Origin of the sequence: Pseudomonas amygdali (assembly GCF_002699855.1) — a bacterium.
GTDB classification, from domain to species: Bacteria; Pseudomonadota; Gammaproteobacteria; order Pseudomonadales; family Pseudomonadaceae; genus Aquipseudomonas; species Aquipseudomonas amygdali.
Genome location: NZ_LKBW01000109.1, coordinates 1 through 5844, shown reverse-complemented (window position 1 = coordinate 5844; position 5844 = coordinate 1). Strand labels below are relative to the sequence as shown.

Annotated in this window: 5 protein-coding genes; 2 read left to right on the top strand and 3 right to left on the bottom strand. The window is 61.2% G+C overall.

Going from position 1 to position 5844, the window contains the following annotated elements; genetic code table 11:
• Positions 1 to 536: 536 nt before the first annotated feature.
• The 3 genes from AO277_RS09805 to AO277_RS09795 all read right to left on the bottom strand — a co-directional run bounded on the left by AO277_RS09805 (position 537) and on the right by AO277_RS09795 (position 2558).
• Positions 537 to 1502: a L,D-transpeptidase family protein gene (locus AO277_RS09805; RefSeq protein WP_044320027.1), complete on the bottom strand. Its 966-nt coding sequence runs from the start codon at positions 1500 to 1502 to the stop codon at positions 537 to 539.
• 112 nt (positions 1503 to 1614) lie between these two features.
• The gene (locus AO277_RS09800; protein WP_002553016.1) at positions 1615 to 1896 is read right to left on the bottom strand and encodes a hypothetical protein; all 282 of its coding nucleotides are present in this window, start codon (positions 1894 to 1896) and stop codon (positions 1615 to 1617) included.
• Positions 1897 to 1952: 56 nt separating this feature from the next.
• Positions 1953 to 2558 carry an arylesterase gene (locus AO277_RS09795; protein WP_004664750.1) on the bottom strand — a complete coding sequence of 202 codons (606 nt, stop codon included), beginning with the start codon at positions 2556 to 2558 and terminating at the stop codon, positions 1953 to 1955.
• Positions 2559 to 2568: 10 nt separating this feature from the next.
• Here AO277_RS09795 and AO277_RS09790 point away from each other — a divergent pair, with 10 nt between their 5' ends.
• Together AO277_RS09790 and AO277_RS09785 are read left to right on the top strand one after the other, a co-directional pair.
• Complete coding sequence (locus AO277_RS09790; protein WP_044320026.1) at positions 2569 to 3252, top strand: ABC transporter ATP-binding protein; 684 nt, start codon at positions 2569 to 2571, stop codon at positions 3250 to 3252.
• The gene (locus AO277_RS09785; protein WP_044320025.1) at positions 3252 to 5768 is read left to right on the top strand and encodes an ABC transporter permease; all 2517 of its coding nucleotides are present in this window, start codon (positions 3252 to 3254) and stop codon (positions 5766 to 5768) included. The genes AO277_RS09790 and AO277_RS09785 overlap by 1 nt, the downstream gene beginning before the upstream one ends.
• The last annotated feature ends 76 nt before the right edge of the window (positions 5769 to 5844 follow it).

Sequence of the window (5844 nt, the reverse complement as noted above, 5' to 3'; positions counted from 1 at the left end):
CACAATATTCTTTCACGGCTGCGAGTTTTGCCTGCACTGTATATTTACCCATGACGCCTCCAAAGGTTGCGTCCAACCTTCGGGGGTCATACCACTCCGCGTGGGAATGCAGTTCTTGACGCTCCGCGTCACACAGCGGTTCTGCGATGTCAGGTGGATCGGGGTTCGACTCAGGTCACCTTTTCGCCCCTCGGCGACTTACTTTGATGGGGCCAAAGTAAGCAAAACCCCTCGCTCCTGTTTCCGGCCCGACTTCGTCGGGTTCCNCCGGGGGCCGCCGCAACGGGCCATCCTTGGCCCGGTGCGGCTTGCTCGGCGTCCTGCCTTGCATCCCCAGGATCAGCGTCAGGGCTCAGCCGTCACTAACGTCGCACTCTGCGTCGTCAGTGCCACCGCGATAACAAAACGCTTTATCTATGTAAAGTGATTGCGCGCAAGACACTACGTTGCGCTGCAGCACAGATGTGACGTGAAGCGGCGCACCATAGCTGAGGTTATCGTAGCGCTCGCTCTAGCGTCGTTATACATAACGAGGACTACTGAAAAATCACAGGCTCTTCAGCACTCGCAGGCGCTTTGCCCGGTTCTGCGATTTCCACCGGCATGCCGTCTTCGGCCGCAACTACATCACGTACTACGTCCCAGTTCATGCGCAGGTTGTTGGCCAGGTCGTCACGTTTGAGCAACGCATTAATGACCGCAGTGTGCTTGTCGACAACCGACGGGTTGCCCAGATCATCGACCGGTGTGTGTGCTTCAAGGTAAACCTTGCCGCCACTGATGCCGAATTTGTAGGGCTCGCTGATGATTCGCACGGTCGTACCGACCGGAGCCATGTCGGCCAGTTCCAGCACGTTGTTGTTGTACATGCGGAAACAGCCATGACTGGTGCGCATGCCAATACCGAACTTCTTGTTCGAACCGTGGATCAGATAGCCGGAAAGCCCAAGACCGAATTTGAACGGCCCCAGCGGGTTATCCGGACCGGCAGGCACTACGTCAGGCAGCGGATCACCATCGGCGGCATGTTCGGCCTTGATCGAGGCAGGTGGCGTCCAGGTCGGGTTTGGCGTCTTGGCCGTTACCTTGGTCACCCCGATGGGCGAACCCCAGCCTTCACGACCGACACCCAGCGGATAGGTGTGCACGACATTCTGCCCTTTGGGGTAGTAGTACATGCGGTACTCGGCAAGGTTGATGACTATCCCTTCGCGCGGGCCCGGCGGCAGAATGAAGCGGGTCGGCAGCACGATGTCCTTGCCTGCACGCGGCAACCATGGGTCAACACCAGGGTTGGCCGCGATCATTTCCAGATAACCCAGATCGTATTTTGTGCCCAGATCGGCAAAGGTGTCCTCGTATTTGGCCTTGATGACCTGCACCTGGCCCACGATGTCCTCGCCGGGCGGCGGCAACGGAAATTCCAGAGCATGGACAGAGCTCGCCGCGCACAGAGCAGCAAGCGACAGACAGCGGGTAACGGCTGGTATGCGCGACAACATCCGGGAAGATCCTTCGGGTAACGACTAAAGAGATGGAAACAGGACCTGAAGTGTACACCGGCCCTTGCAGGATCGGGGATATCTGCGGTTGGCCTTCAGGCATTCATGACAGCTAGAGTTCAGGCCAGATCGGGTTCATGCCCCTGCGCTGCGCATCCATGATGGCCTTGCACAGCGGGCAAAGGCGCTCATCGCGCATGGCTTGCAGTTCGACGGCGCGCATCTGCGGCTGGGCAGGCAACAACGTGCCACACAACGTCCGGTCGATCGAGCCGCCCAGCTCCAATTGGCGAGCAATCAGATGGACGCGCACTTCCTGACAGGCGAACAGATCCAGCTGCTCATGGGGCTCAAGCATTTGATAGGCATACAGGGACCAGGCGGGACGCGGCATGGGGGGCTCCAGATCGGGGGCGCCACATTAGCCGAAAGCCCCCGTCCGGGAAAGCCTCAAAGCAACGGTTTCAGGCTCGGCCAGACATTTTCCAGCAACTTGCCCTGAGCCGCCGCCGCCGGATGCAGACCATCAGCCTGCATCAGTTCGGGCACTCCGCCCACACCTTCCAGAAAGAAGGGCACAAACGGGACTTTTTTCTGCTCGGCCAGGTTGCTGTAAACCTCTTTGAACGCGTTGGTGTAACGCGGCCCGTAGTTGGGCGGTATCTGCATACCGAGCAGCAACACTTTCGCACCGGCTGCCCGAGAGCTGTCGATCATCGATGAAAGGTTTTGTTGCAATTGAGCGGGCTGCTGGCCACGCAGTCCGTCGTTGCCACCCAATTCGAGAATAACCAGTTCCGGCTTATGCTCTGCAAGCAGCGCAGGCAAACGCGCCTGGCCCCCGGCACTGGTGTCGCCACTGATCGACGCATTGACCACCTTGTCGTCGAATCCCTCCTTGCTCAGACGCTGCTCCAGCAGGCTGACCCACCCTACGCGGGTATCCAGTCCGAAAGCCGCACTGATACTATCCCCAACGATCAATACCGTGCCCGCCAACGCGCCCTGTGACAGCAGCAGTAACCCCAGGCCAGCACTTAAAAACAACGCACGCATCGGATTCTCCATGAGTGAAAGTATTCTCAGTGCCCAAAGCCTCAGCAAAGTAGTCCCCAGCACCGAAGGTGACCTGATCATCCTGCACGAACTCTCCCTGGAACTAAACAAGGGCGACACACTGGCCATCGTCGGTGCATCCGGTTCGGGCAAATCCACCCTGCTCGGCTTGCTTGCCGGGCTTGACCTGCCCAGCTCCGGTTCGGTCATCCTCTCGGGCCGCAACCTGAGTGAGCTGGATGAAGACCAGCGCGCCAGAGTACGCGCCGAGCACGTCGGTTTTGTATTTCAGTCATTCCAGTTGCTCGACAGCCTCAATGCACTGGAAAACGTCATGCTGCCGATGGAGCTTGAAGGCCGCAAGGACGCCCGCGAAAAGGCTCGCGACCTGCTGGAGCGCGTAGGCCTTGGCCAGCGCCTGACCCACACACCGCGTCAGTTGTCCGGAGGCGAACAACAACGTGTCGCCATCGCCCGCGCGTTTGCCGCCGACCCAGACGTACTGTTTGCCGACGAACCCACCGGCAACCTGGACAGCCACACTGGCGAGCGTATCAGCGACCTGCTGTTCGAACTGAACAAGGAGCGCAACACCACGCTGGTGCTGGTGACTCACGATGAGGGTCTGGCGCATCGCTGCCGCCGCCTGATCCGTCTTGAAGGGGGCCGACTGGTCGCCCCGCTGGAGCCTTGATGGCACGTTTGCCTTTTGCCCGCCTGCTAAGCCTCGCCGCCCGCCAACTGCTGCGCGATGCACGCGCCGGAGAGTTGCGGGTGTTGTTCTTTGCCCTTCTGGTAGCCGTGGCTGCCAGCACCGCCATCGGTTATTTCGGTGCGCGCCTGAACGGGGCAATGCTGTTGCGGGCAACCGAGTTTCTTGGCGCTGATCTGATTCTGGAGGGTTCCAGCCCGGCGCGCGCCGAGCAGGTCGAGGAAGGCAAGCGCCTGCAACTCAAGCATGCGCAGATCGTGATCTTTTCCAGCGTGATCGCCACCGATGCCGGTATCCAATTGTCCAGCATCAAAGCAGTGGATGACGCTTACCCACTGCGCGGCGAGCTTAAAAGCGCAGCGGACCTGTATCAGACCGAGCAGGATGGCAGCGGCCCCAGGCCCGGTGAAGCCTGGGCCGAGGCGCGACTGTTTCCAGCCGTTGATCTGAAGGTCGGTGATGATATCGACGTCGGCTCGAAAACCCTGAAACTGACTCGGGTACTGACGTACGAGCCAGACCGTGCGGGCAACTTCTACAGCCTGACCCCGAGGGTGATGATAAATCTCAAGGATCTCGCCGCTACCGGCGTAGTGCAACCGGGCAGCCGAGTCAGTTACCGGGAAATGTGGAGCGGCCCGCCCGAAGCGCTGGCCGCCTACCGTAAAGCCATCGAGCCGACTCTGGAACCGCATCAGGAAATCAAGGACGCCCGCGATGGCAGTCAGCAGATTGGTGGCGCGCTGGGCAAGGCTGAACGTTATCTGAATATGGCGAGCCTGGTGGCCGTACTGCTGGCAGGCGTTGCCGTGGCGCTTTCGGCATCCAGGTTTGCCGCACGGCGCTTCGATGCCAGCGCCCTGCTGCGCTGTCTGGGCCTGTCACGCGGCGAGACCATGACCCTGTTCAGCCTGCAACTGGCGATCATCGGCCTGCTGGCCAGCCTGAGCGGCGCGCTGCTGGGCTGGCTGGCGCAATTGGGATTATTTGCACTGCTGCAGAATCTGTTGCCGGCCGCCGTACCACCGGGCGGCCTTTTGCCTGCGCTTGCAGGCATGGGCACCGGGCTGGTGGCGTTGGCCGGTTTCGCCCTGCCGCCACTGGCAGCACTGGGTCGCGTGCCGCCGCTGCGCGTGCTGCGCCGTGACATGCTGCCGATTCCCGCCAGCTCATGGCTGGTGTATGGCGCGGCGCTGTTCGCGCTGGGCCTGATCATGTGGCGCCTGAGCCTGGACCTGGTGCTGACCTTTGCCCTGTTGGGCGGTGGCGTCGTCGCCGCGCTGATACTGGGCAGCCTGTTGCTGCTGGCGCTTAACAGCCTGCGCCGCCTGCTGGCCGGTGCGTCGCTGCCCTGGCGGCTGGGCCTGGGGCAACTGCTGCGTTACCCGCTGGCCGCTGCCGGTCAATCTCTGGCCTTCGGCCTGATCCTGCTGTCGATGGGTTTGATCGCGCTGCTGCGCGGTGAACTGCTCGACACCTGGCAAAACCAGCTGCCCAAGGACGCACCAAACTATTTCGTGCTCAATGTGTTGCCATCAGAGAAAGAAAACTTCGCCCAGACCCTGAGCAAGCTGTCCACCCACTCGGCTCCGCTCTACCCGGTAGTGCCGGGACGTCTGACCAGCATCAACGGTGAACCGGTGGGCAACTTCGTGACCAAGGACTCGCGTGGTGAAAACGCCACTCGCCGCGACCTTAGCCTGACCTGGGCCGCCGATTTGCCCGAAGGCAATACCCTGACTGCCGGTAACTGGTGGAAGGCGCTGCCGGCCTCAGGCCAGAGCGACGCGACGCCCGGGGTATCGATCGAGACCAAGCTGGCCGAAAGCCTGAAGATCAAACTGGGCGACCGGCTGAGCTTCATTGTCGGTGGCCTGACGCGTGAAGCCGTAGTCACCAGTCTGAGGGACGTGAACTGGGATACCTTCCAGCCCAACTTCTTCATGATCTTCCAGCCTGGCACCCTGGCTGATTTGCCCACCACTTACCTGACCAGCTTCTACTTGCCGCCTGGCCAGGATAAACAGATTGTCGAGCTGTCGCGGGCCTACCCGTCGATCAGTATTCTGGGAGTGGAGGCCTTGCTGGCGCAGGTGCGCAGTATTCTTGATCAGGTCACGCTGGCCGTGCAATTCGTGCTGCTGTTTGTGCTGGCGGCCGGTATTGCCGTGCTGTTCTCAGGGTTGCAGGCGACCCTGGACGAACGCATCCGTCAGGGCGCGCTGCTGCGTGCACTCGGCGCAGAGCGAGCACTGCTGATCAAGTCACGGCGCATCGAATTCGGTTTGCTGGGGGCTGCCAGCGGCGTGCTGGCGGCGCTGGGCTGTGAGCTGGTGAGCTTCGTGCTGTACCGCTACGCCTTCTCACTGGAATGGCAGCCGCATCCGTGGCTATTGCTGCTGCCAGTGATCGGTGCCCTGCTGGTGGGTGGCGCTGGCGTATTCGGCACACGCCGCGCACTGAACGTCAGCCCGTTGACCGTACTGCGCGAGGGTTGAGGGGGGAGTATCAGTTTTTTTGTGTTCGGGCTGGTTAGGGCCTGCCGTCAGGCAGGCCCTTGTTTTACCAGCTCGG

Bases quoted from the DNA above. Each gene is read 5' to 3' on its own strand.
- AO277_RS09785 (WP_044320025.1), top strand. From the start codon at position 3,252: ATGGCACGTTTGCCTTTTGCCCGCCTGCTAAGCCTCGCCGCCCGCCAA.
- AO277_RS09795 (WP_004664750.1), bottom strand. From the start codon at position 2,558: ATGCGTGCGTTGTTTTTAAGTGCTGGCCTGGGGTTACTGCTGCTGTCA.
- AO277_RS09805 (WP_044320027.1), bottom strand. From the start codon at position 1,502: ATGTTGTCGCGCATACCAGCCGTTACCCGCTGTCTGTCGCTTGCTGCT.
- AO277_RS09790 (WP_044320026.1), top strand. From the start codon at position 2,569: ATGAGTGAAAGTATTCTCAGTGCCCAAAGCCTCAGCAAAGTAGTCCCC.
- AO277_RS09800 (WP_002553016.1), bottom strand. From the start codon at position 1,896: ATGCCGCGTCCCGCCTGGTCCCTGTATGCCTATCAAATGCTTGAGCCC.